Genomic DNA, 23954 nt, shown 5'->3' with positions numbered 1-23954 from the left:
CGCGAAAATATTGAAGTTGATTTACTGATGGATGGAGTACATCGTCTGTATGGATATGATTTTCGTAATTATGCTAGAGCTTCGCTAACGAGACGCATCTGGCATCATGTACATGCCGAGAATCTTAAATCGATCTCGGCTCTTCAGGAAAAGGTACTGCATGATCGAGCTTGTTTTGAACGTTTAGTCCAAAATTTATCGATACCTGTCACTGAAATGTTCCGTGATCCTTCTCTTTTTCGTATGTTCCGTGAAAAAGTGGTTCCTTTATTGCGAACTTATCCGTATATTCGGATATGGCATGCTGGATGTTCTACAGGGGAAGAAGTATATTCGATGGCAATCTTATTACATGAGGAAGGTTTGCTAGATAAAGCCAGAATCTATGCAACAGATATGAACAATCGCTCGTTGCAACAAGCACGTGAAGGCGTATTTGGAATAGAACGTATGCAACTCTACACTAAAAATTATCTAGAAGCGGGCGGGAAGCGTTCGTTTTCTGAATATTATACAGCGAAGTATAGTTCTGTGATCTTTCAACCTTTTTTACGTAAAAATATGATCTTTGCTGAGCATAATTTAGCGACAGATCGTTCGTTTAATGAATTCAATGTCATCCTTTGCCGGAATGTAATGATATATTTTAACGACGAATTACGTGATCAAGTTCACGGATTGTTTCACGAAAGTTTGAGTCGTTTTGGAATCCTAGTCTTAGGTTCTAAAGAATCTATGCAATTTACAGAGTACAGTGATAGTTATGAGTTATTGGATCGCGTAGAGAAAGTATATCGGAAAATTAATTAGAGATTGTAGGGGGATTCCATGAGGTTTCATGAACCGATTCATATCTTATTGGTAGATGATCGACCAGAAAATTTGCTCGCTCTGGAAGCCGTTCTTGAGAGTGAACGTTATAATCTGATTAAAGCAACATCTGGAGAAGAAGCATTACGCTGTCTGCTCAAAGATGAGTTTGCTGTGATTGTACTAGATGTACAAATGCCAGGGATGGACGGGATTGAAACGGCAAAACTCATCAAAGCGCGCGAGAAAACTAAAGAAATTCCAATTATTTTTATATCGGCAAATAGTAAAGAATCGGAGCACTTATTCGCAGGCTATTCTGCGGGTGCGATTGATTATATGGTCAAACCATTTATTCCACAAATCCTCAAGTCGAAAATTGAAGGATTTGTCAGTATGTATTTGACCAATAAGCGTCACAAAACACAGTCGATGTTGTTACAACAGAAAACATTAGAACTGGAGAAAATCAATCAAGAACTAACGGTGGCAAAAGAAGCAGCAGAAATTGCAGCCAAAGCCAAAACTGAATTTTTAGCGATGATGAGCCATGAAATTCGGACACCGATGAATGGTGTGATTGGCATGATTGATCTGCTTATGGATACAGAATTGCAAGAAGAGCAGAAAGAATATGCTTCGATCATACGTAGTAGTGCAGACACACTTGTTATGGTGATCAACGATATTCTTGATTTTACCAAAATGGAATCTGGAAAAATGGAATTGGAAGAACATCCATTTTCGCTGGAAGCATGTATTTCCGAAGTGTTCAGTCTGTTTTCTGTCGATGCAGGCAAAAAAAATCTAGAACTTATGTATTCAATAACAGAAGATGTTCCAACGTATCTATATGGAGATATGGCTCGCTTACGCCAAGTGTTGATCAACTTAACCGCCAATGCGATTAAGTTCACTGAGCAAGGTGGTGTGTACTTGGAAGTGACGATCAAAGACAAGCTTGCTGAACGATTGGAACTTGAATTTAAAGTAAAAGATACAGGGATTGGCATCGCTGAAGAAAAGCGTGAACAATTATTCCAACCTTTTTCACAATTAGATTCGTCGATGACCCGTAAGTATGGTGGAACAGGACTAGGATTAGCCATTTGCAAAAATCTAGTGCAGATGATGGATGGAGAAATCAGACTCGAAAATACACCGCTTCAAGAAGGTTCTGGAGCTGTGTTTGTTTTTACCATTTGTACTGGTGAATATGTTATGGAAGATCCCACTTTAGGATTGTTAGAAGAACGTGCAGATCAATTATGGTCTAATCGTAGTACTGAAGCTCCTAATATTCTGGTCGTGGATGATCATCCAATCAATCAGAAATTAATGGTAAGTATGCTGAATCGATTGGGATATAGTCCGGATATGGCAGATGATGGTGAAGAAGCGATTCGAATGGCTTCGGTTCATCAATATGATTATATTTTTATGGACGTTCAGATGCCTAATATTGATGGTCTAGAAGCAACCAAAATGATTCGTAATCTGCAAAAAGATGAGAATCCGGTTATTATTGCGATGACTGCCGATGTGATGGAAGGAATCAAAGGACGCTGTTTTGCAGCAGGCATGGACGACTACATTAGCAAGCCTGTCAAAATGGCTAGCGTTAAAAATATGTTAGAACATTACTCAATTAATCATCGTAACTATGAAACGAAAAAAAATGTTTTTTAAATAAATGGTTTCTTTAAAATAAGAAAATAAATTTTATTTCCTGCCTTTAATACGGATAACAAGAGATAAAATTATTTTCTGGACAATATATTTGTTTAAACAACAAAAATAGGGTAATATTATCTTCTGTTTCGGATGTTTCAGAAGTTTTACAGTTGGGTTATTAGTAAAGAAACCATTGTTCAGGGGAGAATGTCTATGACTACTAATAAAAATGAGAAATTTAATGTTGTAACTGAAATGGATGAAAGAGCATGTACCGTATTTTTGAGTGGGGAAATGGATTTATCGGTTGCTCCGGAATTCCGTCTTGTAATGGAACCTCTTGTTGGGGAAGCAGAACAAGATCTAATTATCAATATGAAAGACCTGAAATATATTGACAGTACAGGTATTGGTATTCTACTTTCGATTCTCAAAGCACGGCATGGTATGAACGCCAGCTTTACTGTTGAAGAAGTTCCTCCACAGATTCAAAAATTATTTGAAATGACAGGTATTGCTAAGTTTTTTGTCCCTCAGGAGAATTCCCAATAGGAAAGGATCGAACATCGTATGAATGCTGATACTCAAAAAGTAGTTCTTAATTTGCCAGCGACGGCAGAATTTGTGGACGTAGTTAGACTAAACTTGTACGGAATTGCTTCTAAAATGGGCTTTTCCTATGAAGATATTGAAGATATGAAAGTAGCAGTCTCTGAAGCTTGTAATAACTCTGTGTTGTATGCGTACGGACAAGAGGGAGGACATGTGGAAGTGACTTTTGAAGTTGGTGAAGAAACATTATCCATTATTGTCGAAGATGAAGGGGAGAGCTTCGAATCAGTAAAGGATATGGGACAGAACAATACACTTCATGATAAAGACCTACACGATGTACAAATCGGTGGCTTAGGTTTTTATTTGATGCAAGCATTAATGGATAATGTGAGTATCGAAAATTCTGCTGGTCAAGGTACTCGTGTAATATTATCCAAAAACCTTGCTCTAAGCGAGGAAACTGTATGAGTGAAAGATTAACTCCCCCCGAGTCTATGGACGAGGCAATCAGTATGATCTGGGAGTATCAACAAACAAAAGATAATGACATCGCTACAGTACTGATCAAAAAGTACGAGCCTATGGTCAAAATGGCTTCGGGTAAAATTGCCCGTAACCGACCAGACTTGTATGAAGATTTGTACCAAGTAGGTCAGATGGCATTAATCCGTTTGTTGCAGCAATACGATATCTCACTTGGGATTCCGTTTGAACCATATGCCATGAAGAGTATGATCGGGCATATGAAAAATTTCTTGCGCGATAAATCTTGGTACATACAGGTTCCCCGCCGTATTAAGGAAAAGGGAGCGTTAGTACAACAAGCTATCGATGAATTAACCATGAAGTTAGAACGTTCACCCCATGTGCGTGAGATTGCTCACTTTCTAGATCTATCTGAAGAAGAAACGATTGAAGTTCTAGCTGGACGTGAATGCTATCACTATGTATCGTTGGATTCTCCTCTATCACAAGAAGAGAGTGCAGCTACACTTGGTGAATTGATTAGTGCAGATGTGAATGATTACGATTCTGTAGAGAAACGTATGGATTTACAACAAGCACTTAGTCAGTTAAAAGAGCAAGAACAGAAAGTACTGCTATTGGCTTTCCAGGAAGGTCAATCTCAACGTGCGATTGCTCAGAAACTTGGTGTTTCTCAAATGAGCGTATCTCGTATCCAAAAACGAGCAACTGAAAAGTTGAAGCAGATTATGTCGAATGCTTCTACTTCCGGATAAATACGTTTAATGTATGTTACGAAGTGTAGCAACGATGCTAGGATACTTTGGAAAATAGATGAGTATTAAAATGCGCTGTATTGTTCCGGAAAGGAATAGTATAAGCGCATTTTTTGTGCTATCGACTATTAACAGATCAAAAAACCTCTATATTCAATGCCTAAATCACATAAGGTGATTCATTGAATGTAGAGGTTTTTTGACTTTGATACTCATAATGATCACTATTATCTGCCTTGAGAAGCTTTAACATAGTCTAGAATTTGAGCAATATAGTTTCCAATAAGAGGTAGAGAAACCATTTGGCTTAAAATAAAACCGAGAATAGCTAGAATTACAATCGTACCTAGAGATAATCCTAGACCACGTGCTGCACCTGCTACAAAGTTAACCACGAGCCGACGTTTCACACTGCTATAGTTCTCAATAATATCTTGAATCTCTGCTTTATCTAACGATTCTGCAATCTGATCCAGACGTTCATTGAGACGTTTCACTTCGTGACGTAATTCAAAAGGATGTTCGCCGATTGCCTCAGGTGGCTTAACGAGTTCTGGAGAGCGTGGTGATACTTCTTTGTTGTCATGAGCCATAGATGTTCCCTCACTTTCGTATAAATAATAAAATAAATTAAGTATAAATATCCGATATTCTATGAACGAGACATAAAAATAGCCGACTACAATGAGCCGGCTATTTGTGAATCACTATTAACGTGTAGGGAAGCTTGTGTTGTTACTACCCGGTGTAGACGTTGTAGAGTTCACTTCTTTTTTAACTTCATTGGTTTTGTTTTGAGCTTCTTTAGCTACATCGTTAGAAGCATCTTTCACATCTTTACTTACGTTGTCAGAAGCATCTTTGATATCTTTAGCTACGTTTTGAGCAGCATCAGACAAAGAACTGCTTACTGTTTCTTTGTTATCTGTAATTGATTTAGCTACATCTTTAGCTTTAGTAGAAACGGTTTGAGCTAGAGAAACAGCAGAATCGCTTACTAGACCCGCTACTTGAGAAGTTTGATCTGCTACAGTTGTAGCAATCTCTTTCGTACGGTCTGTTACATTACCAGCAACTTCTTTAGTTTTGTCTGTAGCTTCTACAAACTTCTCAGAGATATCTCCGCGTAATTCGCGACCTGGTTTTGGTGCAAACAACAATGCTGCTGCTGCTCCCAACAATCCTCCGATAAATACACCTTTTACAAATGTAGAACTTGTTTGAACTGGGTACTGTTTTTCTACTTCATTCATTATTAATCACTCCTTGATTTAATTTAGATCGATTTGTCTAAGCAGATCAACCTTTGTAAGTAAGAAAAGAATGCAGCCATATGTTATTCCTTAGTAAAGCTGTTCTTGAAGTTTAAGTATTATGTGTAGCTTACTTTAAGTATGGCTTGTATATGTGATGCGAGGACAAGGTTCAGGCTGTTCTTCTGAACAATCTGGAAACCAAACCAAGCAAAAACACAAAGATAGCAGTACCTAGTATAGCAGGAATAATAGCAAAATCTCCAATAGTTGGACCGAAATTACCAAATACTAAAGCACCTAACCAAGCACCTACAAACCCAGCAATAGCAGCACCTATAATGCCACCTGGCATTTCATTACCTGCAAGCGCATTACCAATAACACCAATAATGACTGCCATTACGATACTGATAATAATGCCCCACATAGTAATCGTCTCCTTTGCTGTACAATGAAATATGTTGATCATTATACCAATCAGTTAGCAGTTTGTCTTACTTCGTATATAAACCCAGTACCAAAAGGTGAAACATTCCATTTCTGTGATCAATAACGAATAGAAGTCCTTTGTGGATCGGATTTTCGCCATAAGTGCAAAGAATACGCACATGCAGTCAGCCAAAGTGAACCAGCAATATAACCACCAATGATATCTGTAGGATAATGCACGCCAAGATATACTCTCGACAAACCAATACCTACAATCAGAAGAATACCGCAAACAATAGGAAGAGTAAGTGATAATTGATGTCTTTTGCGATGCATGCCCCAAATGACAAAGAGCATACCGTACATAGCAGCTGCAATCGTAGAATGACCACTGGGGAAGCTATACCCTGAAGCATGGGTCCAGAATTCTAGATCAGGACGTGGACGCATAAAGAAAGATTTAAGCAATACATTGATTTGCCAAGCACCTGCGGTTGTGACAAGAAGAGCAAGGCCTTCGCGATACATATTATGAACCATCAATAGAATCGAAAAGGATAAAGCAACAAATACAGTAGAATAGAATGAACCCATATAGGTGAAAAAGAGCATAATCGTGCGAATAGGTTCTTCGTGGAATGTCCTTACATAAGATTGAAATCCTTTTTCCCATGTGTGTATATCGTATAATGCTATAGATTCAACACCCCATACGATTCCCCTCAATAATAGGAATGAAGCTATACCTCCTCCTACTAATATCATAATAATCAGTAGCCAAACAGGAAGAGATGAGAATCGTTGTGGCTGTTCGTTGTTAGAGTTGGAAAATTGCTCAGATGACATCGGTATCGCCTTCTTTCTTTACATAGAGTTATGTTTAATTTAACCCTAGTTTAACAAATGAATCGAATATAAAAAAAGCCTTCCCTATAATTAGGAAAGACTCATTCGTTTTATTTATTTTTTGCGTAAACGTCCTAATTCAGAAACTAAGGCTTCAACTTCGCTAATACTAAGGTTCGGATTGTTCATCACAATATCATAGACCTCTTGAATATCTTCGTATTGTTCGGTAGAAAAAGCAGAAGCTTGCATTGCCGCTCCACTTGCCATCCGAAGTTTTGTTTTGATGCCTTCAATCATAAAAGCTATATTTTCTTGGGTAGGTTGAGACAAATCCATGAATGGGTTCTTCCTTTCTTCATTAAGCATAGGCTTATTTTTTGTATTGTATCATGGATAATGAGGTCAAACCAATTATTTTGCGGTAACTTCTTGCATAGGGTAAAATGAGTATCGACAAGATGTATGATGTATTTGCCTATCTGATAGGTATATACGTTTATTAAAGGAGGGACATGGTTTTTATTATGATCAATCGTCGTTCCAGTCTGCTTCCTTACAATGATCAGGATCGTCGCAATGTAAATACACATGGATTGACTGATTTTTTTCGTGGTATAGCAGCTCTTCATTCTATAGATCAATTAGCTTTTGTCTGTATTGGTACTGACCGTTCTACTGGAGATGCCTTAGGTCCTTTAACTGGTAGTGGACTGGCTGCATATGGTTTACCTCATATTATAGGAACAATGGATTTTCCATGCGATGCTCACAATCTTCACGAACGTATTCCACAGATTCCCGATCATCTACAAATTATTGCTATCGATGCTTGCCTAGGTAGACATCATACTGTCGGGTTATATAGTATAGGTGAAGCTCCACTTTTCCCGGCTTTATCGGTAGGAGGACGTTTTCCAGGAGTAGGTAATTACAGTATTGCTGCGATTGTAAATGAAAATGGCCCCAAACCTTATTGGACACTTCAGACGACTTCACTGTATAAAGTAATGAATATGTCACAAGATATTGTCCAAGCTGTTGTTCAAGGCCTAGGTATATTAAAATAAGATAGGAGATGGATATATGAGTCAGCCAACCGAACAGCAACCGATTAAATTACACTTTTCAGATAATGGTCAAGGTGAACCGATTGTATTATTACACGGTTTTCTAGGAAGTTCCGCATATTGGGATGAAGTGATTCCTCTTTTATCGAGACATTATCGGTGTATCGTGCCTGATCTGCGTGGACATGGTCATAGTCCTGTATCGACAGATCCTTATACAATAGAAGATATGGCAGCTGATGTGGTTACCTTATTAGATGAGCTTGATCTGAAGCAGGTCACTCTACTAGGGCACTCAATGGGTGGTTATGTAACGTTAGCACTTGTAGATCAATATCCTTCTTATATCAAGTCTTGGGGACTTGTACATTCGACTGCTTATGAAGATACAGAAGAAGCTAAGCAAAAGCGTTTAAATACGATTACACAGATTCGTACCAGAGGTATGATCGACTTTGTAGATGGATTTGCAGAAGGATTGTTTGCGCCACATTTGGTCTATAAATTGCCAGACTCGATTTTGAAAGTAAAAGAGATCGGTTATATCACTTCTCCTGAAGGTGGATGTGGAGCAGCGGCTGCGATGCGTGAGCGTCCTGAACGATTGTCTATTATCCAAAATGCTAATGTTCCTGTATTATTAGTAGCCGGGGAATACGATCCGATTGCTCCACCAGATCGAATGTTTGTTGCAGACTCTACACGTATAACCACAGCAGTTATTCCAGATATTGCACATATGAGTATGATGGAAGCACCTGAACAGTTAGTCAATATTATTCATGATTTTATGCAAAATCAATTGAAAGATTAATATTAAAGGCGGGATAGGAATGTTCAGAAATGATTACCTTATGGGTATGATCGAAGATATGGCATCAGTCATTTCTAAAGTGTTCGGATTGAAGCAACAGAAGAAATTGACAGAAGCCCTCTGGGAACTGGATGATATGGTTCGCCAGAAGTTCCAATTGAATAATGGATTGATTAATCGGTTACCCGCAGAAGAAGTGATCGAATTATTCCGTATCGGTTCAGTCGTTGAAGTCGATCGCCTGCAAGCATTGGCCCGACTGATGCGTGAAGAAGCAGATATTTACGAGTTAAGTGAGAAAGAGCAAGAAGCGGTTGTGCGCCGGATCAAGTCATTACATTTATTTTTGTATTGCGCTGTAAATGATGCCGATCGGACGATGTTTGATTATCCCGAGCAGATTGATCAATTGACAGATGAATTAGCAGATTATGGGCTACCCCCTGCAATAGAACATCTCTTTATCCAGTATGAAGAGCAAGAAGGGTATTATGATAATGCTTTAGATGCACTCAAGCGCCTAACAGAGCTTGATCCTGCATTAGCAGAGACAGAAGGTCACGCGCTGTATCAACGCCTATTAGGGTTAAACGATGAGCAGCTAGAAGAAGGTGGCGTATCTCGAGCAGAACTTACAACAGCCTCTGCCGAGCTAGAAGCCAAGTCAAATTAAGTTGAAAGACAGAAAGCGAGCTGTACATCATGGATTCATTGCAACGATTAATTACTCAATGTATCGAAGCTGGCGAGCTAATTACAGCAACACTTAGCCAACTTCGCAAAAAAGATAACGATTCTTTTACCAAAGTCATTATCAAACCGGTTGAATTGAAAAAGCAACTTCATTATCAATTTGCCTATCATTACAGCAACAAGGTAACTCACGATAATGTGCTACCTACAGAAGCGATACAAGTATTGTTCGCTTTATTACAAGAAACGATGCGTCAAGGATTACTGTGTACCCAAGAAGCTGATTATCAAGTATTGATCAGCAAAAAGTACAAAGTTTCTATTTTAACCAAAACACCGACCAAAACGTCTACCGATCTCAGTCATAATCGCAAAAAGCAATATATCCTTGAAGATGGCGAACCTGTTCCTTTTTTAATCGAACTGGGCATTATGAATGCAGATGGTAAAGTGTTGGCTCGTAAATATGATAAGTTCCGCCAGATCAATCGCTTTTTGGAAATGGTACAAGATGTATTACCATCTTTGCCTGTAAACAAAGAACTTACGATTGTAGATTTCGGTTGTGGTAAATCGTATCTTACATTTGCCTTGTACCATTATCTAAATATTCAACAACATCGTCCGCTCAATATTGTAGGTCTAGACCTCAAAGCCGATGTGATCGAACATTGTAGCCAATTAGCCGAAAAGCTTCATTATGATCAATTGAAGTTTTTAGTAGGCGATATTGCAGATTATAACGAGCTTGAGCAAGTGGATATGGTGGTCACTCTGCATGCTTGTGATACAGCGACAGATGCAGCTTTAGAAAAAGCAGTGCGCTGGAACGCGTCTGTGATTCTATCGGTTCCTTGTTGTCAGCATGAATTGTTCAATCAGATTCAGAATGATACGATGAGCCCATTACTATCACACGGTATTCTTAAAGAACGATTTTCTGCGTTAGCGACAGATGCTTTGCGTGCCAAATTACTAGATCTGTTGGGCTACAAAACACAATTGCTCGAATTTATAGATATGGAACATACACCAAAAAATATTTTAATTCGCGCAGTGAAAGCAGAAAATGAACAAAATGCTGAAATGTGGCAGGAATATACTGCATTTCGAGATATGATTCAAGCGAAGCCGTATCTTGAAAATGCTTGTAAAGACCTTCTACAGTCCTATCAAAAATCATTAGTATAATGAACATTTTATGGTATAATCCAAGCTGGATTCGCTGTTCCAAAGTGAATTCAGCTTTTTTCATGGTAAGCTAGGTCATATATGCTTACGTACATAGTGGAATGGGTTCTGATGGCTGTGCTAAAATAACAGAACATCATGAATGCTGGCTTACTTGTACCGACATGGGAATACATACAGACAGGGATAAAGAGATAAAAGATACAAAGATAGAGTAAATCATAAGGAGGACTGGTGGAGATTATATCTGATATTATTGCCCAATTGTTACACTGGGTTCAACAGCTTGGCTATTTTGGAATTATGCTTGGATTAATGATTGAAGTGATCCCAAGTGAAATTGTATTGGCTTATGGTGGATACCTTGTATCTACAGGAGCTATCAATTATTTTGGAGCTGTCTTTTTCGGAACAGTGGGTGGCGTGATCGCTCAACTGTTTATCTACTGGATTGGACGCTATGGGGGTAGACCGGTACTTGAGAAGTATGGCAAATATATTTTGATCAAGAAAAGCCATATCGATCATGCCGAAGCTTGGTTTGATAAATACGGCTCAGGTGTTATTTTTACCGCACGCTTTATTCCTGTAGTAAGACATGCGATTTCGATTCCAGCGGGTATCTCTCGTATGTCACATATGCGTTTTATTCTACTGACAACATTGGCTATCATTCCTTGGTCTGCTCTTTTTGTATATCTAGGAATGGCACTTGGAAGTCAATGGGAGCATATTGATGATATCGCTAGTAAATATACATTACCGCTTATTGTAGCAGCGATTGTGCTGTTAGCAGCTTACTTTTTGGTTAAATGGAAGATGAAGAACAAAAAGAAGGGTGGATAATACGATGAACAAACCGAACTTAGCAGATAAATGGGAACAGGGCATTTCTCCTGAACAATTTATGGAGGGTATGACTAAAAATAAAGAAGAATTCCATCATGGATATGAGTTATTCAATTGGACTGATTTAGATGATCATGAGTTTTTTAAATTGTTAGCTCACCGTGATGATCTGCGTTCACTTATCTTAGCAGCAGATTGGTGTGGAGATGTGGTTCGCAATGTGCCGGTTGTTCTACGTGCGTTTGAAGAAGCAGAGATTCCTACCAAAATTTTGATTTTGGAAGAGAATTTTGACACGATGGATGATTATTTAACGATGGGTGGTCGTTCTGTACCTGTCGTAATTATTACAGATACAGGCGGACATGTACTTGCTCATTGGGGACCTCGTCCAGAGCACGTACAAGAATTAATGATCGCTTTCAAACAAGAGAATCCAGATCGTGAAGCAGCAGACTATCAAGAGAAGATGGCTGTTGTACGTCAAGGTATGGCGGAGCGTTATGGAGAAGGTTCGGCTTCGCACGCTATGATTATTCGTGAATTGCGTGAAATTTTATCGGGGGTGTAATGCATTTTGTTCAAAATAGAAAGTTTTTCATTAGGACCCTTACAGACCAATGCTTATTTATTAATCGCTGAAAATAGTTCCAATGCGATTGTGATTGATCCAGGTATGAATCCGGGAGCTTTGGTGCGTCGCATACAATCATTGAATCTAAATGTAGAAGCGATTCTCCTGACTCATGCTCACTTTGATCATATGGGTGGATTAGAAGAAGTACGTACATTATGTAATTGTCCTGTGTACCTTCATGATCTAGAAGCCGAGTGGTTAACCAATGCTAAGCTTAACGGTTCAGCGAATTGGTCTCAAGTCACACCACCGATTACAGCAGAACCTGCAGAATATGCGTTAGATGAAGGACAACAGTTGAAATTGATCGGACATACCTTCACGGTGTATCACACACCAGGTCATTCGCCGGGCAGTGTCAGCTTCCTTTGTGGCAAAGATTTATTTGCAGGCGATGTTCTTTTCCGTATGGGCGTAGGTCGTACAGATCTTACCGGGGGTAGTGAACGTCAATTGATCGATTCTATTCGTACCAAATTGTATCGTTTGGCAGATGATGTAACCGTTTATCCAGGACATGGTCCAAAAACAACAATCGGTGCAGAAAAATCAAGCAATCCTTATGTTCCTGCTTAATTTCAGCTTATAAATGTAACATAATGAAAAAATGAGTCATCAAAAACACGTAAATGGGTGCAAGGCGCCTGTGTACGTGTTTTTGTTTTATTTATATTGGGTATCTAACAGTAAATGACATTAATCGACTTTTAATACGATATTAATGGTTATGCAAGTGTAATTAGCCTGATTTTTGGTAATAAAATTGGACATCATTATTTTTTTTTAGTATGATACAGAAATAAAGTAGATAAAGCTAGGGGGAGTTACACGATGCTGCATTTAGGAGAAAAAATCGTAGTTGTCGCTGATACCTTTGAGCAAAGTCTGCCTGTAGGAGATTACGGATATGTTATCGCATATGACCGTAACCCTGATAATGCCTTCGATTATGTCATTCGTATTCCTAAGGTCAATCGTAATTTCTTTGTACCTTCCGGTGATGTTGAGCCTGAAGAACGATTGCTCCAACAAGAAGCTGAACGAGTCGGACGCGAGGCGCTAATCGATTATGCTCTAGCGACACATAATGAGAAATTATTTTATCATATCATGAATGGTGAAGAGCTTCCCTTTGTTGAGGAGCCTTTAACGGATACTGTAGCGCAAGCAGATTTTGTGAAACAAATTAATTTGCGTGCATGGATTTAAAGAGTCGGCTTGCCGGCTCTTTTTTATTATCTACAAATAAGTCCAGATTTATTATAGAACTTCAATTGAATTGTCACCTTATGTACCCTATAATGAAAAAAGTTATTTTTAGCGAGGGAGGAAATCAAATTGAGTATCAATATCAATGATGTAGAGCATGTAGCTAAGCTAGCACGTTTGGATTTGAGTGAGCAGGAGAAAGAAATGTTTACTGCACAGCTAAGTGCTATTTTGAAATATGCAGAAAAATTAAAAGAATTAGATACAGATGACGTGGAACCAACTACCCATGTATTACATTTAAGCAATGTCATGCGGGAAGATGAAGTTCACGAGAGCCTTCCGATTGAGAAAGTGCTACGCAATGCACCGGACGAAGAAGATGGACAATTCAAAGTACCTGCTGTACTGGAATAGATGCTTCAACAAGATAAATAACCATGAACAACAGAATTGAAGGAGGAATAGGCATTGACTTTATTTGATTTGAGTCTGAATGAAATACATAATCGGCTTCATGCCAAAGACTTGGCAGTCACCGACCTTGTAGCTCAAGCATTCAAGACCATCGGTGAACAAGACGACAAAATACAAGCATACCTTACACTCAACGAAGAAGGAGCAACCGAATCTGCCAAAGCACTCGATGAAAAGCTAGTGAGTGGAGAAGCACGGGGTCTACTTTTTGGTCTTCCTGTAGGGGTGAAAGACAATATTGTAACAGAAGGTCTACGTACAACATGTGGTAGCCAATTTCTGAAAAATTATGATCCTATCTATAATGCAACTGTAGCAGACAAGCTTCGTCAAGCAGATGCTGTGACGATCGGTAAGCTGAATATGGATGAATTTGCAATGGGCGGTTCGAATGAAAATTCTAGCTTTGCACCTGTTCGCAATCCTTGGAATCTGGATTATGTACCTGGTGGTTCAAGTGGGGGTTCAGCGGCAGCAGTAGCGGCAGGTGAAGCCTACTTTACACTGGGATCAGATACAGGCGGTTCTATTCGTCAACCTGCTTCGTATTGTGGAGTGGTTGGATTGAAGCCTACTTATGGTCTGGTATCCCGTTTTGGATTAGTGGCATTTGCTTCTTCTTTGGATCAAATAGGCCCATTAACCAAAAATGTAGAAGATTCTGCTTATGTCTTACAAGCGATTGCTGGTTATGATGCTAAAGATTCTACATCTGCTAAAGTCGATATTCCTGATTATGTGAGTGCATTATCTGGAGAGATCAAAGGTCTCAAAATTGCTGTTCCTTCTGAATACATCGGTGAAGGTGTCGATCCAGAAGTGAAGCAATCCATTATGGATGCTTTGGCTGTCTTAGAAGGATTAGGAGCAGAGTGGGAAGAAGTTTCTTTGCCACATACAGAATATGCAGTAGCTACGTATTATTTACTTGCTTCTTCTGAAGCTTCTTCTAATCTGGCTCGTTTTGATGGTGTTCGTTATGGTGTACGTGCAGAGAACCCGGGCAACTTGTTAGAGTTGTATCATCAATCCCGTAGTGAAGGTTTTGGAGATGAAGTAAAACGCCGTATTATGTTAGGAACTTATGCTTTAAGTTCTGGTTATTATGATGCTTACTACCTCAAAGCACAAAAAGTACGTACATTGATCAAACGTGATTTTGATAATGTATTTGAAAAATATGATGTTATTATTGGACCTACTGCACCTACAACAGCTTTCAAATTAGGTTCGCAATTGGATGATCCTTTAACGATGTATCTTAACGATATTTTGACGATTCCGGTAAGTCTTGCAGGCGTTCCAGCGATTAGCGTTCCTTGTGGATTCGCTTCCGGTCTACCTGTAGGTATGCAAATTATCGGCAAAGCCTTCGACGAACAGACGGTTTTGCGCGTGGCACATGCTTTTGAACAAAATACCAATCATCAACAACGGCCGCAGCTCTAAAACCGTGTGAAGAAGGAGGAAGCTATCAGTATGTCCAATTACGAAACAGTCATCGGACTTGAAGTTCACGTTGAACTACATACCAAGTCCAAAATCTTTTGCGGTTGTTCTACAGCATTTGGTGCACCTGCTAATACGCATACATGCCCTGTTTGTTTAGGTCATCCAGGTGTATTGCCTGTATTGAATCGTCAAGCTGTAGACTACGCCATGAAAGCAGCACTAGCTATCAATTGTAAAATAGGCGATGTGAGCAAATTTGATCGCAAAAACTATTTCTATCCGGATTCCCCTAAAGCTTATCAGATTTCTCAATTCGACCAACCGATCGGTGAACATGGTTGGGTTGATATTGAAGTGAATGGTACAACTAAGCGTATAGGGATTACCCGTTTACATTTAGAAGAAGATGCAGGTAAATTAACACATACATCAGGTGGATACGATTCACTGGTTGATTTTAACCGTGTGGGCACACCACTGATTGAAATTGTATCTGAACCGGATATTTCTTCGCCGGAAGAAGCTCGTGCTTATTTGGAGAAAATTCGTGCGATTATGCAATATTGTGATGTGTCTGATGTGAAAATGGAAGAAGGATCACTTCGTTGTGATGCGAATATCAGTCTTCGTCCAGCAGGGCAAAAAGAATTTGGAACTCGTGCTGAACTTAAAAACATGAACTCTTTCCGTGGTGTACAAAAAGGGTTAGAGTATGAACAATACCGTCAGGCTGAGATTTTGGATGATGGTGACAAAGTGATTCAAGAAACACGCCGCTGGGATGAAGCTCAGGGCAAAACATTATCAATGCGTGGCAAAGAAGAATCGCATGATTATCGTTATTTCCCTGATCCAGATCTAGTGACTTTGCATATTGATCAAGCATGGAAAGATCGTATTCAGGCTTCTATTCCTGAATTACCAGATGCACGTAAAGCGCGTTATACTTCTGAATATGGGTTACCTGAATATGATGCAGGTGTGATTACATCTTCCAAGCCTTTGGCTGATCTATTTGAAGAGAGCCTAACGTATACTAGCGATGCCAAATCCGTCGCGAACTGGATGCAAGGAGAATTACTTGGTTATTTGAATGCCAATAATCTTGAATTAGCAGCCGTTCCTTTAACAGGGCAAGCATTAGGTGAATTGATCGGACTGATCGAAAAAGGCACTATCAGTAATAAAATTGCCAAAACGGTATTCAAAGAAATGCTTCAATCCGGCAAACTACCACAGCAAATCGTGGAAGATCAAGGATTGACTCAGATTAGTGACGAAGGTGCGATCAAAGGCATTGTTGAAGCTGTGATCGCCGCCAATCCACAGTCTGTAGAAGATTATCAAGCAGGCAAAGACAAAGCGATCGGCTTTTTAGTGGGGCAAGTTATGAAGCAAAGTAAAGGCAAAGCGAATCCGGGCATGGTTAACAAACTATTGGCTGAATTATTGCCTCGCTAATCTGGCATAATCCCGGGATGATAAACAGATATAGGGGCATGCCATATGGCATGTCTCTTTTTTTAGCAGATAGTACTTTTGCCAATACTATATGGGGAAGTAAAGGAGTGATCTTGTGATCCAGAAATGCATATTAGAAGATGACCATACGGTTCAGCAGATATGGGCATTACAACATATTGCTTATCGCTTAGAAGCACAGCTCATTGGCTTCAAAGAACTTCCACCATTACTGGACACGGTAGAGACTATTCGTCGGTGCCGTGAAACCTTTTATGCGTATGTGAATGAATATGAAGAAATTCAAGGTGTAATTTCTATTGAAAGAGAAGAGCATGATACATTAACGATTGCTCGTATGATGGTCCATCCTTCTGCTTTTCGTCAAGGGATTGCAAGTCAATTGATTGAACATGTATTTGCAGAGTATCCTGATGTACCTTTATATATCGTATCAACAGGTCAACTCAATCAGCCTGCGGTATCGTTATATAAAAAGTATGGATTTTACCCGATTGAGACGTTTGAAGTAGCGCCAGGTGTCAAATTAACTACTTTTCATCGTCCTAATCCTGCTTTAGCTCACACAGGGGAGGATTCGAGTGACTAATGTCTGATCCCTGGTATATTACCAATGTTCATATTTTACTTCGTTTACTAGCTTCAATGCTGATGGGCGGATTGATTGGTTGGGAACGAGAGCGATCTAGCCACGCAGCAGGGCTACGAACGCATATTTTAGTTTGTGTAGGTTCTACTTTGATTATGATGTTATCAGTCTACGGATTTGCTGAATTTGTCAAAGAACCGAATGTGCGACTGGATCCAGCTCGTTTAGCAACAGCTGTTATTTCTGGTATCGGATTTTTGGGAGCAGGGACAATTTTATTTACAGGTAAAGCGATTACTGGTTTGACAACAGCAGCTTCGCTTTGGGTAGTGGCTGCCATCGGTTTGGCTATCGGAGCTGGTTTTTATTTTGCAGCTTTTGTATGCACATTGATCGTTCTATTGAATTTGTGGGTACTTAATATCGTAGAACAACGTTATATTCGTCGTAGCAAAGATCATCAGATTACGATCGAAGGGATAGCAGGTACGTTAACATTGGATAAAATATCCCGTTTTATGGATAGCGAACATATTCAGATTAAAAAAGTAACCTATGTCAAAGAACGTGGTGGCATTAGCATGACATCTGAAATGTTGGTTACCGAACTTCGCTTGAATGTCATTATCAAGCATGAATATGATTCTTTAGAGTTGATAGGTAATATTCAAAAGATCGAAGGTGTGACCGCAGTAGCTATTGAGTAAAGGCAAAGAACAAGGAGGCATGATCAACAGTGAAAAAGACCCCTGCCAAACTACCACTCAAACGCAAATTTATCGCTGTTTTTATCGCTGCTATTCTTCCTGGATTCGGTCATATGTATCTAGGATTGGCACAAAGGGGAATACAATTTATTGCTATTTTACTGCTTGATATTGCTGCCCTTTTTTATTTTACATCCAAAGGCATTCAGATCAACGTTCCTCTTTTGATATTATTAGCACTGATGATTCCAGTTATTTATTTCTATAATGTGTATGATGTTCTGCAATCTACAGATTGGATTAACGATCATATCCGTGCGCTTATTCCCAAATACAAGCGCCGTAAATCGTTTGCAGGAGTACGCGGAATTTCATTTGGTTTAGTCTTAATGGCAGAAGGATTACTGATCTTTATGTTTTTAGTACGACCGTATTGGCTGCGTAATGTTGTCAGCTTCTGGGGCGGTTATATTACAGCAGTCATTTGTATTGTGATCGGTGTAGGGTTACTTGCTTTTCAAATTGTACGGATTTATCGATCGATTCATAAATCAACGTCATCTGCTAAATCTCAGGCTGTAGGAGGTGCTAGCAATGACAGGCAGAATTAGAGTAGGACGAATAACAGCTTCATTGTTATGGATAGCCTTAGGTATTTTAATTAGTGTGGATCAATGGAGTGGTGGCAGTCAGCTACTTATTTTACTTCAATGGTGGCCACTTATTCTAGTATGTTGGGGTTTGGAATATATTATATTTTATATCCTTTCCCGTCGTAAACGAATGAGATTCCGCTTAGATATCAAAGGAATACTGACTGCTGTGATTGCAGCGGCGGCTATTTTTTTCGTGACCGAACAGAATCAATATTTATATCTATGGAGTAAAGTTAGTCTCGATTTAACAGCGGCTTCTTCCGAATTTAGTGAGGCTTCGGGTAATCGAATCGAATTAACACCTGTATCGATTCCAGTCGATGAAGATACCGACGAACTGACCATAGAAGGAATCAATGGAGACTTGATCGTTCATCGTGGCGATGTAGATAAGATTGAAGTACGTCCGGTAGTCTGGATCGATGAGATTGAAGCCGATGAAGCACAGAAGATTGCGGACGCTACGACTATCGAAGTGTCAGAAGGGGATGAGATTTCGATTCGTCCACAGACACAGACGTATGGTGAATCCAATAATCGTCAGCCTAGAATCAATATGGAGATCACTTTACCTGAAAAGAGTCGGTTAGATATTAATGCTCAGACAACGAATGGTAAAGTGACTATGACTAATGTAGAAGCATTACGTAATATTGCAGTACGTTCAGGTAACGGTAGCTTAATTATGCGTAATCTAGTCGGCGATATCAAAGCACAGACCGTTAACGGAAATATGGATATTTCATCGATTCTTGGTAATGTCGATGCAGATACCAAACAAGGCACATACAAAGCGAGCGATATCAGTGGAGTGGCTAAGCTGTATACACAAGTCGGCGATGTTTCACTAACAAGCGGTCTTGGTGATATTGATGTAAATACAAGAAATGGTAACGTGATGGTAGATGAGGCGAATTTTGCAGTCAAAGCTGAATCGTTAAATGGAAATATTGAGATTCGTTCAGTAAGTATTGGTGGAGATTGGTCTGTGTATAGTGCAGTCGGTGTGATTCATCTCTACTTACCACCAACCGGCGATTACAAAGTGTCAGGTTCCAACAGCTATGGAACAATCAATACTGATTTGCCTTTAAAAGTAGAAAAAAGAACCATCACAGGTGAATTTGGTACAGCCGATCATGCGATACAAGTAGATGGTAATGGCGACTTGAATATTATGCGTAATAGTGATGCTATGGTTAAAGACAATGACGACCAAACGATTGATCCAGCGAACCCAGAAGAGACTGATGCTTCTTCAAATTCAGGATCACCAAGCACCACAGAAAGTAAGAATACTACCAATACCGATGAACCAGTGACAGAGTCTCCATCAACGAACTAAAAGAGGTTGCGTTGACAATCCTCTTCATCTACCCGTACAATTAAAGTTGACGAATGTCTGCCTTGTCTGGTCACTTTCTTCTTTTATTAGTTCTTACCGGACATACAGTTTTTTTCGGAAAGTTCAATAAGGCGGTGAATAAGATGACGACAAGTGTGCAACACGCATTGGAACAGCTCAAAGTCAGCGGCGTACGGATTACACCGCAACGTCATGCGATTTTAAGTTATTTACTAGAATCCATGGAACATCCAACAGCAGATGAAATTTATCGTTCGTTAGAACCTCAATTTCCAAGTATGAGTGTAGCTACGGTATATAATAATTTGAAAATGTTTATTGAAGCAGGAATGGTGCATGAATTAACATACGGTGATAATTCAAGCCGATTCGATGCTAATATTACAGATCATTATCATGTGATCTGTCAGCAGTGTGGCAAAATCGAGGATTTTAGTTATCCTTCGTTAGAAGCAGTAGAACAACAAGCAGCTAGGCATACAGGATTTCAGATTTCTGGGCATCGGATGGAGCTTTATGGAACTTGCGCAGATTGCAGAGGCTTGAATCAACAGTAATTTCAAAAGCGCGAGAAACCATATGGTTTTTCACGCTTTTTTTATTAAAGTCATGCATCAAACGCTATTTAACAACAAGAGCTTGAATAACAAAGCACAAGGAGGATACTTTGAATAGAAAAGAACGAGCACATCTACACAGATCAAACAAACGTCGTTGGTGGGTATTAGGTTTTGTAGCTTTTTTAATAATCGGTTGGATTATATTTGAGATTTTCCCTAACCCTTTACATAAAGACCCGGATTGGAAAGGACTAGCTAAACCTATTTTTATCAAAGGTGAGATACTACCTTATTCGGCTATCGGAACAGGAGATTCTTTACAACTCCCTTTACCGGTTTTACAAGAACAGATCGATCCTAACATTCGATATGAAGAAGCAACACAATCCGTCATTCTAACAACAGATCGTAATCTCGTACAACTACAAAGTGGAAGTAAAGACGCACAACTTAATATGAAATCAGTACAATTGCGATTTGCTCCTCAACAAGAAGGGGAGGTTTTGTACGTACCACTCGCTCCGCTCAAAGAAACCTATGGCATTAATGTCTACGAAGATCCTACAACAGGTGCTGTAATTTTGTTAAAAGCAGGCGAGAAAGTCCAATACGCACATACTGTAACCGCAGGAGCAGATCAGACGGTTGCCTTACGTGTAGAAGCAGATATTCATTCTCGTATTTATACAGATGTCCCTCAGAATGCTAGATTGCGCATATGGGAGACAGGAGAAGAATGGTATACAGTACAGTTAGATAATGGATATGTCGGGTATATGCAGAAGGATAGCGTAGCTTTAGACGATTTGGAGACAGTATCCGTCCCGAAGATGCCTGATAACCGAGTAAACAGGGACTGGGCAGGGAAAAAAGTAAATCTAACGTGGGAAGCCGTCTATGAGCGTCAACCAGACACCACCAAGATCGGTGAGTTACCTGGAGTTAATGTAGTCAGTCCTACATGGTTTGAGATCGTTGATAATACAGGCAATGTACGTAGTAAAGCAGACATGCATTATGTAAATTGGGCTCATAATCGCAACAAAGAAGTATGGGGATTGATCAGCAACAACTTTGATGCAGATATGACCACAGGTGCTTTATCAACCTATGAGAATAGAAGTCGAGTCATATCACAAATATTAGAATATGCTGATCTTTATCAACTAGATGGGATCAATATTGATTTTGAAAGTGTGCATACAAGCGATGGACCTAATGTAACTCAATTTGTACGTGAATTACGACCACTCGCTCTTCAGAAAGACCTTGTACTTTCGATGGATGTAACACCAAAATCCAACAGCGAGCTATGGTCCAAATTTTTAGATCGTGAAGCATTAGCACCTTCTTTAGATTATATGATGCTGATGGCGTATGACGAACATTGGGCAGCTAGCCCCAAATCGGGTTCAGTCGCTTCATTACCATGGGTGGAAAAAGCAGTGAATCGTGTTCTAGAAGAAGATGAAGTTCCGGCAAATAAATTGATTTTGGGAGTTCCTTTATATTCACGCGTATGGACAGAGAAGACGGAAGATGGCAAAACCAAAGTCTCATCCAAAGCATTAGGAATGAATGGGATCGCAGAGTTAATCAAAGAAAAGAAATTGTCACCGAAGTTCGATCAGACGACAGGACAGAACTATGTAGAATACCAAGAAGAGGGTACACTCAAACGGATCTGGATCGAAGATGAAGTTTCTCTAACAGCAAGAGTACAACTTGCCCAAAAGCTCAATCTTGCTGGAGTCGCTTCATGGACACGTAGTTTAGGTGACGAACGTGCATGGAATACACTATCTAAGATTGAAAAATAAGATGGAGCAAGCAATAAGATGACACAGTAAATATAGAACAACTATATGAATGCAAAGGCTAGAATACTTACTCAGCATCGTCTGATAGGTATTCTAGCCTTTTTTTACATAGTCAAATGATTTCAAAGAATACAATAAAATTACGCCTTTATGTAAATTACTTAGATTTCAAGCAGGAAAGGTATTCCAAATTGTAGAAATAAGTTCTATAGCTATAAAAACGATGAGTCAACTTTCAACCAAATGAAGGAGGACAATGTGGAATTAACTAACCTTTCTTTTCTACATGCACAATCCAATCACCGTAAGATTATCGGAGCCGTTGCATCGAAAAGTCAAAACCAGCAATTCAATGGTTCACTTTTACATGATTTTGAAGTTCTTATTATCGTTGTATGTAGCTACCATGAACAAGTCGAAATCATCGAGCATCGTATTGATGGATCGAATACTCACGTACAAGTGATATATGTGGATCAAGATATGTTAGAGCATTGTATGATAACCGGAGACAATCGTATGATGATTGAACACTTTCTGAATGGCGAACTACTCTGGGATACAGATGAACAGATAGACAAGTTAAGACAACAATTCATGCACTTTTCCAGTCCTCTACGAGAGCGTAGAATATTTTTAGAATTCACCCATTTTTTAACGTTGTATGTAGAAGCAAAGCACTATATGAAGCAGAACCAAGTGATGGATGCTTATAATAGTATTTTTCAAGCATTACAACACTGGGCAAGAATTGATTTATCTGAAAAAGGCATCTATCCAGAATCAGCAGTCTGGGAACAAGTCAGAACCTTAAAGCTTGATGTATACAAATTATACGAGCAACTGGCTTTCAGTGTAGAAACGATGGAGCAGCGAGTAGAATTAGTTTTGCTAGCTTGCGAATTCTCTGTGATGTCCAAAATGAGAGAATGTTCATCTATACTCTTCCAAGTTCTTCGAAGTCGCAAACAACCATGGAGTGTCAAAGAATTAGTACAACATCCTGATCTATCGCATGTAGGCAATATGCTACCTATGGTTATTCGTAAGCTTGTATACCGTTCATTGATCAATGAAGTGGTATCTTGGCGGCCTGAACAAGCAGGAGGAGAAAGAGAAATACGTTATTGGCTCAACCGATAACAACCGAAGAAATCAACAATTAGAAACGAAGCGGAATATAACTATATTCGACTCCTAATCATTTGCTAAATAAGTAGTTGACTTGGATCAACATTCTATGATAAATTATAAAACGTTCCGCTTCAACGGATACAGTCATCAACACCATATAATTCTTCTATATAAGAGAAATCTTATAAACGAAAATTAAAAAGTTCTTCAAAAAAAGTGTTGACAAAATGAAATGAGCATGATATATTATAAGAGTTGCTGATGCGATAACGCGTCGGTGCACAAAAGCAAAATAACGAAATGTTTGATCTTTGAAAACTGAACAACGAGTGAGTAATGAAGGTCTTAGCCGACCTTTAAAAATAGAGAACTTCGGTTCTCGCCAGTTTAAGAATTGAGCAAGTCAAACACTTTATGGAGAGTTTGATCCTGGCTCA

General features: G+C 39.2%; 28 protein-coding genes. 23 read left to right on the top strand and 5 right to left on the bottom strand.

Going from position 1 to position 23954, the window contains the following annotated elements:
• Positions 1–27 precede the first annotated feature (27 nt).
• The 5 genes from PTI45_RS00570 to PTI45_RS00550 all read left to right on the top strand — a co-directional run bounded on the left by PTI45_RS00570 (position 28) and on the right by PTI45_RS00550 (position 4280).
• Positions 28–810: a CheR family methyltransferase gene (locus tag PTI45_RS00570; RefSeq protein ID WP_241669433.1), complete on the top strand. Its 783-nt coding sequence runs from the start codon at positions 28–30 to the stop codon at positions 808–810.
• An 18-nt stretch (positions 811–828) separates the two neighbouring features.
• A complete protein-coding gene (locus PTI45_RS00565; protein ID WP_069325605.1) occupies positions 829–2499 on the top strand; it encodes a response regulator in 1671 nt (556 codons plus the stop codon).
• Positions 2500–2697: 198 nt separating this feature from the next.
• Positions 2698–3036, top strand: a complete 339-nt coding sequence (locus PTI45_RS00560) for an STAS domain-containing protein (RefSeq protein WP_069325604.1) — start codon at positions 2698–2700, stop codon at positions 3034–3036.
• A gap of 18 nt (positions 3037–3054) precedes the next feature.
• Complete coding sequence (gene rsbW, locus PTI45_RS00555; protein WP_069325603.1) at positions 3055–3507, top strand: anti-sigma B factor RsbW; 453 nt, start codon at positions 3055–3057, stop codon at positions 3505–3507.
• Positions 3504–4280, top strand: coding sequence for a sigma-70 family RNA polymerase sigma factor (locus PTI45_RS00550; RefSeq protein ID WP_069325602.1), 777 nt, complete (start codon positions 3504–3506; stop codon positions 4278–4280). Before rsbW ends, PTI45_RS00550 begins: the two co-directional genes overlap by 4 nt.
• Positions 4281–4507: 227 nt before the next feature.
• Here PTI45_RS00550 and PTI45_RS00545 read toward each other — a convergent pair whose 3' ends face one another.
• From PTI45_RS00545 to PTI45_RS00525, 5 genes are all read right to left on the bottom strand, one after another.
• Positions 4508–4873 carry a DUF5665 domain-containing protein gene (locus PTI45_RS00545; protein WP_069325601.1) on the bottom strand — a complete coding sequence of 122 codons (366 nt, stop codon included), beginning with the start codon at positions 4871–4873 and terminating at the stop codon, positions 4508–4510.
• A 117-nt stretch (positions 4874–4990) separates the two neighbouring features.
• Positions 4991–5533, bottom strand: a complete 543-nt coding sequence (locus PTI45_RS00540; protein ID WP_069325600.1) for a YtxH domain-containing protein — start codon at positions 5531–5533, stop codon at positions 4991–4993.
• 172 nt (positions 5534–5705) lie between these two features.
• On the bottom strand, positions 5706–5963 hold the full coding sequence (locus tag PTI45_RS00535; protein WP_069325599.1) for a GlsB/YeaQ/YmgE family stress response membrane protein: 258 nt from the start codon (positions 5961–5963) through the stop codon (positions 5706–5708).
• 119 nt (positions 5964–6082) lie between these two features.
• Complete coding sequence (locus tag PTI45_RS00530; RefSeq protein ID WP_069325598.1) at positions 6083–6811, bottom strand: phosphatase PAP2 family protein; 729 nt, start codon at positions 6809–6811, stop codon at positions 6083–6085.
• 114 nt (positions 6812–6925) lie between these two features.
• Positions 6926–7150 (bottom strand): DUF1128 domain-containing protein, encoded by a 225-nt coding sequence (locus PTI45_RS00525; RefSeq protein ID WP_069325597.1) that lies wholly within the window; start codon positions 7148–7150, stop codon positions 6926–6928.
• Between the two features lie 188 nt (positions 7151–7338).
• Between PTI45_RS00525 and yyaC the strand changes: the two genes are divergently transcribed.
• From yyaC to PTI45_RS00435, 18 genes are all read left to right on the top strand, one after another.
• A complete protein-coding gene (yyaC, locus tag PTI45_RS00520; RefSeq protein WP_069325700.1) occupies positions 7339–7881 on the top strand; it encodes a spore protease YyaC in 543 nt (180 codons plus the stop codon).
• A gap of 16 nt (positions 7882–7897) precedes the next feature.
• Positions 7898–8695: an alpha/beta fold hydrolase gene (locus PTI45_RS00515; protein WP_069325596.1), complete on the top strand. Its 798-nt coding sequence runs from the start codon at positions 7898–7900 to the stop codon at positions 8693–8695.
• A gap of 19 nt (positions 8696–8714) precedes the next feature.
• The gene (locus PTI45_RS00510; protein ID WP_069325595.1) at positions 8715–9368 is read left to right on the top strand and encodes a DUF6483 family protein; all 654 of its coding nucleotides are present in this window, start codon (positions 8715–8717) and stop codon (positions 9366–9368) included.
• 29 nt (positions 9369–9397) lie between these two features.
• On the top strand, positions 9398–10579 hold the full coding sequence (locus PTI45_RS00505; RefSeq protein WP_069325594.1) for a class I SAM-dependent methyltransferase: 1182 nt from the start codon (positions 9398–9400) through the stop codon (positions 10577–10579).
• A gap of 234 nt (positions 10580–10813) precedes the next feature.
• Positions 10814–11425, top strand: a complete 612-nt coding sequence (gene uptA / locus PTI45_RS00500; protein ID WP_069325593.1) for an undecaprenyl phosphate transporter UptA — start codon at positions 10814–10816, stop codon at positions 11423–11425.
• Positions 11426–11429: 4 nt separating this feature from the next.
• A complete protein-coding gene (locus PTI45_RS00495) occupies positions 11430–11999 on the top strand; it encodes a thioredoxin family protein (protein ID WP_069325592.1) in 570 nt (189 codons plus the stop codon).
• A 6-nt stretch (positions 12000–12005) separates the two neighbouring features.
• Positions 12006–12641 carry an MBL fold metallo-hydrolase gene (locus PTI45_RS00490; protein ID WP_069325591.1) on the top strand — a complete coding sequence of 212 codons (636 nt, stop codon included), beginning with the start codon at positions 12006–12008 and terminating at the stop codon, positions 12639–12641.
• A 255-nt stretch (positions 12642–12896) separates the two neighbouring features.
• Positions 12897–13274: an ATPase gene (locus tag PTI45_RS00485; RefSeq protein WP_069325590.1), complete on the top strand. Its 378-nt coding sequence runs from the start codon at positions 12897–12899 to the stop codon at positions 13272–13274.
• A gap of 129 nt (positions 13275–13403) precedes the next feature.
• Positions 13404–13691 (top strand): Asp-tRNA(Asn)/Glu-tRNA(Gln) amidotransferase subunit GatC, encoded by a 288-nt coding sequence (gene gatC / locus PTI45_RS00480; RefSeq protein WP_069325589.1) that lies wholly within the window; start codon positions 13404–13406, stop codon positions 13689–13691.
• Between the two features lie 54 nt (positions 13692–13745).
• On the top strand, positions 13746–15200 hold the full coding sequence (gene gatA / locus PTI45_RS00475) for an Asp-tRNA(Asn)/Glu-tRNA(Gln) amidotransferase subunit GatA (protein WP_069325588.1): 1455 nt from the start codon (positions 13746–13748) through the stop codon (positions 15198–15200).
• 30 nt (positions 15201–15230) lie between these two features.
• Positions 15231–16664, top strand: coding sequence for an Asp-tRNA(Asn)/Glu-tRNA(Gln) amidotransferase subunit GatB (gene gatB, locus PTI45_RS00470; RefSeq protein WP_175425093.1), 1434 nt, complete (start codon positions 15231–15233; stop codon positions 16662–16664).
• Positions 16665–16779: 115 nt separating this feature from the next.
• A complete protein-coding gene (locus PTI45_RS00465) occupies positions 16780–17274 on the top strand; it encodes a GNAT family N-acetyltransferase (protein WP_069325587.1) in 495 nt (164 codons plus the stop codon).
• On the top strand, positions 17274–17981 hold the full coding sequence (locus PTI45_RS00460) for an MgtC/SapB family protein (protein ID WP_069325586.1): 708 nt from the start codon (positions 17274–17276) through the stop codon (positions 17979–17981). The genes PTI45_RS00465 and PTI45_RS00460 overlap by 1 nt, the downstream gene beginning before the upstream one ends.
• Positions 17982–18010: 29 nt before the next feature.
• Entirely contained in the window at positions 18011–18592 is a 582-nt protein-coding gene (locus PTI45_RS00455) for a hypothetical protein (RefSeq protein ID WP_069325585.1), read from the top strand.
• A complete protein-coding gene (locus tag PTI45_RS00450; RefSeq protein WP_069325584.1) occupies positions 18576–19982 on the top strand; it encodes a DUF4097 family beta strand repeat-containing protein in 1407 nt (468 codons plus the stop codon). Before PTI45_RS00455 ends, PTI45_RS00450 begins: the two co-directional genes overlap by 17 nt.
• 143 nt (positions 19983–20125) lie before the next feature.
• Positions 20126–20560, top strand: coding sequence for a peroxide-responsive transcriptional repressor PerR (gene perR, locus PTI45_RS00445; protein ID WP_069325583.1), 435 nt, complete (start codon positions 20126–20128; stop codon positions 20558–20560).
• 110 nt (positions 20561–20670) lie between these two features.
• Positions 20671–22383: a glycosyl hydrolase family 18 protein gene (locus tag PTI45_RS00440; RefSeq protein WP_069325582.1), complete on the top strand. Its 1713-nt coding sequence runs from the start codon at positions 20671–20673 to the stop codon at positions 22381–22383.
• A gap of 258 nt (positions 22384–22641) precedes the next feature.
• Positions 22642–23526 (top strand): nucleotidyltransferase-like protein, encoded by an 885-nt coding sequence (locus tag PTI45_RS00435; protein WP_069325581.1) that lies wholly within the window; start codon positions 22642–22644, stop codon positions 23524–23526.
• The last annotated feature ends 428 nt before the right edge of the window (positions 23527–23954 follow it).

Origin of the sequence: Paenibacillus nuruki, assembly GCF_001721045.1 — a bacterium.
GTDB classification, from domain to species: Bacteria; Bacillota; Bacilli; order Paenibacillales; family Paenibacillaceae; genus Saccharibacillus; species Saccharibacillus nuruki.
This window is presented reverse-complemented; position numbering and strand designations above follow the sequence as displayed.

Bases quoted from the DNA above. Each gene is read 5' to 3' on its own strand.
- PTI45_RS00570 (WP_241669433.1), top strand. From the start codon at position 28: ATGGATGGAGTACATCGTCTGTATGGATATGATTTTCGTAATTATGCT.
- PTI45_RS00565 (WP_069325605.1), top strand. From the start codon at position 829: ATGAGGTTTCATGAACCGATTCATATCTTATTGGTAGATGATCGACCA.
- PTI45_RS00560 (WP_069325604.1), top strand. From the start codon at position 2,698: ATGACTACTAATAAAAATGAGAAATTTAATGTTGTAACTGAAATGGAT.
- rsbW (WP_069325603.1), top strand. From the start codon at position 3,055: ATGAATGCTGATACTCAAAAAGTAGTTCTTAATTTGCCAGCGACGGCA.
- PTI45_RS00550 (WP_069325602.1), top strand. From the start codon at position 3,504: ATGAGTGAAAGATTAACTCCCCCCGAGTCTATGGACGAGGCAATCAGT.
- PTI45_RS00545 (WP_069325601.1), bottom strand. From the start codon at position 4,873: ATGGCTCATGACAACAAAGAAGTATCACCACGCTCTCCAGAACTCGTT.
- PTI45_RS00540 (WP_069325600.1), bottom strand. From the start codon at position 5,533: ATGAATGAAGTAGAAAAACAGTACCCAGTTCAAACAAGTTCTACATTT.
- PTI45_RS00535 (WP_069325599.1), bottom strand. From the start codon at position 5,963: ATGTGGGGCATTATTATCAGTATCGTAATGGCAGTCATTATTGGTGTT.
- PTI45_RS00530 (WP_069325598.1), bottom strand. From the start codon at position 6,811: ATGTCATCTGAGCAATTTTCCAACTCTAACAACGAACAGCCACAACGA.
- PTI45_RS00525 (WP_069325597.1), bottom strand. From the start codon at position 7,150: ATGGATTTGTCTCAACCTACCCAAGAAAATATAGCTTTTATGATTGAA.
- yyaC (WP_069325700.1), top strand. From the start codon at position 7,339: ATGATCAATCGTCGTTCCAGTCTGCTTCCTTACAATGATCAGGATCGT.
- PTI45_RS00515 (WP_069325596.1), top strand. From the start codon at position 7,898: ATGAGTCAGCCAACCGAACAGCAACCGATTAAATTACACTTTTCAGAT.
- PTI45_RS00510 (WP_069325595.1), top strand. From the start codon at position 8,715: ATGTTCAGAAATGATTACCTTATGGGTATGATCGAAGATATGGCATCA.
- PTI45_RS00505 (WP_069325594.1), top strand. From the start codon at position 9,398: ATGGATTCATTGCAACGATTAATTACTCAATGTATCGAAGCTGGCGAG.
- PTI45_RS00495 (WP_069325592.1), top strand. From the start codon at position 11,430: ATGAACAAACCGAACTTAGCAGATAAATGGGAACAGGGCATTTCTCCT.
- PTI45_RS00485 (WP_069325590.1), top strand. From the start codon at position 12,897: ATGCTGCATTTAGGAGAAAAAATCGTAGTTGTCGCTGATACCTTTGAG.
- gatB (WP_175425093.1), top strand. From the start codon at position 15,231: ATGTCCAATTACGAAACAGTCATCGGACTTGAAGTTCACGTTGAACTA.
- PTI45_RS00460 (WP_069325586.1), top strand. From the start codon at position 17,274: ATGTCTGATCCCTGGTATATTACCAATGTTCATATTTTACTTCGTTTA.
- PTI45_RS00450 (WP_069325584.1), top strand. From the start codon at position 18,576: ATGACAGGCAGAATTAGAGTAGGACGAATAACAGCTTCATTGTTATGG.
- perR (WP_069325583.1), top strand. From the start codon at position 20,126: ATGACGACAAGTGTGCAACACGCATTGGAACAGCTCAAAGTCAGCGGC.